Origin of the sequence: Brachyspira catarrhinii, from assembly GCF_005518285.1 — a bacterium.
Classification (GTDB): domain Bacteria; phylum Spirochaetota; class Brachyspiria; order Brachyspirales; family Brachyspiraceae; genus Brachyspira; species Brachyspira catarrhinii.
In genome coordinates, this window is the sequence record NZ_SJDU01000255.1 from 1 (window position 1) to 3,375 (window position 3,375).

At 23.9% G+C, this 3,375-nt stretch carries 2 protein-coding genes; both read right to left on the reverse strand.

The genetic code is table 11. The features are described 5' to 3' along the window. Positions 1-157 precede the first annotated feature (157 nt). Positions 158-2,323, reverse strand: a complete 2,166-nt coding sequence (locus EZH24_RS14920; RefSeq protein ID WP_137998818.1) for a class I SAM-dependent methyltransferase — start codon at positions 2,321-2,323, stop codon at positions 158-160. Positions 2,324-2,450: 127 nt separating this feature from the next. Then, positions 2,451-3,375: glycosyltransferase (locus EZH24_RS08960; RefSeq protein ID WP_137998819.1), on the reverse strand; the 925-nt coding region annotated here is incomplete at its 5' end.

Genomic DNA, 3,375 nt, shown 5'->3' on the forward strand with positions numbered 1-3,375 from the left:
ATTCTAATTTACAACTTTTCATAATATTTATTATTGATTTATAATTTTCAAATCTTAAAATTGATTATTAGAGTTTATAATATAATTTGTTTAAAGTAAATAATTTATTTTTAATTTTCCGCTATTTTAAAATATTTTTTGCTTGAGATTTTATTTATTATATTATTTTTTTGCCTACAATTCTAACTATATAAGGGTCCTCGCTTTTATATACGGCTAAACCTTTGCTTTCGATTTCGTATATTATCTGAAATCCTATTTTCTTTAATTTATTTATTAAAGTATCTTTATTTATATATCTTCTATAATGGTCTGTGAAGTTTTCGGTTTTGCTTATTTTTGTCCCTTCGTTATATAAATCGTCTCTTATACTTCTTGCTTCTATAAAAATATTTCCTCCATTGTATAAATTAGAAAACGCCCAATTTAATAATCTATCTTCTCCATCTTCGGTTATTGAATGAATTGTAAATCTGCTATAGACATAATCGAAATTCTTTTTTAAATTAAGGTTTGTAAAATCTCCGCATAAAAATTCTATATTATCATTTTTGAATTTACTATTAAGAAATTTTATTTCATTTTCGGCTTGGTCGACTCCGATAACCTTAACTCCATTCTTTGAAAAATATATGCTGTCTCTACCGTTCCCGCATCCCATTTCTATTAAACTTTTCCTTTCTCTTTCTATATAATTATTTAAGACAAACTCGGCAAAATCCGACTTTTCAAACGGCAAACTGTTTTTATTATAAAATTCATTCCAATATTCTTTATCATCAATAATTATAGAGGCTTTATTATTAATATTATCCGTAAGTAAATTTTTTAAATATTGGGTTATAAATTTGCCTGCGCTTCCAATATTAATAAAACTTTCTTCTGACATTTTAATTCTATCATGTTTTTTTGGGTCAATATTATTTTTTATAATATTCTCAAAATAACTTTGTATTTCTTGTTCGTTATGAGCCAAATAATAAGTTTCAATTATTTTTCTTCCAATGAAACTAAAACTCTCCATATATGTGGCTTTATCCCTTTCTGGATTAACCAAATAAATGCATGGATTTTTTGAAGGCAGATATTCCGATATAAAAGAGCAACAATCGGTTATTAAAAGCGAACTTTTTCTGAATAAGTTTATATAATCTCCGCTTGTAACGCATAAGCCGTTAGGTAAATTATTCCAAGCGTCAAAATAATTTAAATATTCTTTTTGTGTCATGCCCGCTCCATCATCATATTTTTTTATACTGGATAACAAATTAGGATGAGGCTTAAAAACAAAATTAATGTCTTTATTATTTTTAGCCAAATCGAAAAAATATTTATAATAGATATGAAAAGTAGATAAGTTTATATTCGTAAATTCATATCTTACAGAATGATGAGGCGCATAAATTACTATGGGATTTCCATTATCTAATTTTTGGGGAAGCTTATATTTTGTTAAATCTTCCATGTAGCTATCAAATTTAGGATATCCAGATAATATACAGTTAAACCCGTAATGAACCGAATAATCTACGAATTCATAATAATCTATTTTTGTAGTTACGAAGTTTTTCCATGAGGTATTAATATATTTATTGTTATAATTATAATCGTAGATATTTATATTATTTAAGCTATAAGTTATGTAGCAAGTTAAATAATTTATATTCAAAAATAAATTTGTTAATTCCGTATTGTCATAATTAAGATACGGGCAACTATAAAAAAGTATATCGGGAGAAAAATTTTCCAGAGGTATTAAATGAGAATTTTTGACATCTATGCCCATTTTTATATCATAGTTTTTTGATTTCAAATATTCGTAATCTTCAATATATTTTTTTTGATATACGGTATTATCGTTGAATAGTTTGCTATTATAGCTTATAAAATATATAAAAGGTTCAAAAAATTCACAGTTTTTCATTTCATAATATATAGATTCAAAATATAACCTGGATATTTCATCAAGTAAAAAACATACCCTTACTTTTTTGCCATTTTTTATTTTATTTTTTAAATCTATTTCTTTTAGTTTATGCAGAATGTTATAGTTCAGCAAATAATCTATATCTTTATCATCCTTAATATCGTAGGATTTTCTTTTTTCTATTCCTTCTTTTCTTCTATTTTGTAAAAAATAATATTCTTCTATAGGTCTTGAATAATAAGGTATATCTTTGTTAATTATGTTATTATCATTTGAAGTCGTTTCGGCATTATTATTCAATTTATTTAGAATTTCTATTAAATATTCTCTTAAAGCGTTTCTTAATTTTTTAAATGGAATATACCAAACTATATCGTCTATTATTTTTTTATCCATAATTTTTTAACCTCGCAAATATTTAAAGATTATTTATTTTATTTCGATTTATATTTGATTTATGTAATTTACGCATCTTTTAAATTTAATCTAAAATTGATATGATATAAAAATTTAAAGCCATTATTTACCCCCCCCCTATGAATTTATCAAAGAATTTATTTCTAAAAGTATTTCTTAAACTTTTAATAGGTATCCACCAAGCTATATTATCAATTATTTTTTGAAGCGAATATTTTATATTTTCAATTTCATTTTTAATTTGATTCAATTCTATAAAAATTTTCCTCGTATGAGAAGTAAATACATTCATATATTCTATAAAATTTTCTTTGAAAAAAGGAGTCAATTGAAAATAATTCCAAAAAGTTTGATAAGCGCTATCAAAACATCCGTTATAGTCAGCTTGTAGATAAGAATTTATTCTTTTCCCCGTAAAATGTAAAAATTTTAGTTGTCTCGTATCCCAGTCTTGATAATCTTCGGGGGGATTTTTGGTTTCGTTTAGATTAAAATCTACGCGCATAATTTTAGTTCTAAAAATAAATAAAAGTATATGCTCTTCGGTAAATATAGCTTTATTATAATTATAAAAACATTGTTCTATCGCTTTATTAATTTCAGAATAATCTTTATTTTCTCTAATCAATTTCAAATTATACATGACGCAATCTCCAGCTAAATAATTTTCTTCTACGGCGCTAAACCCGCAATCGTTGATTAAAAAGTTTGATAAATCTTTATATTTTAGATATCTTTGGCAGCAATATTTAGGATGCTGAAAAACGGCAAGATAATTATCTTTTAAGTCTAAAGAAAATAGCTTATTTATTCTTGTAAGAACAATTTGGTCTACATCTAAAAATAGTATTTTATCTATATTGTCAAATAGAAAAAGAATATCAAGTTTTATAAAAATTGAATAGGTATGTTTAACGTTTGGATTTTCTTTTTTAAGAATGTTAAATAATTTTTTATATTTTTCTATATTTGGAGATTTATAAAAACTAATTTTAAAATCTTTTATCTCTTTTAGAAGTAAAAGTTTATTT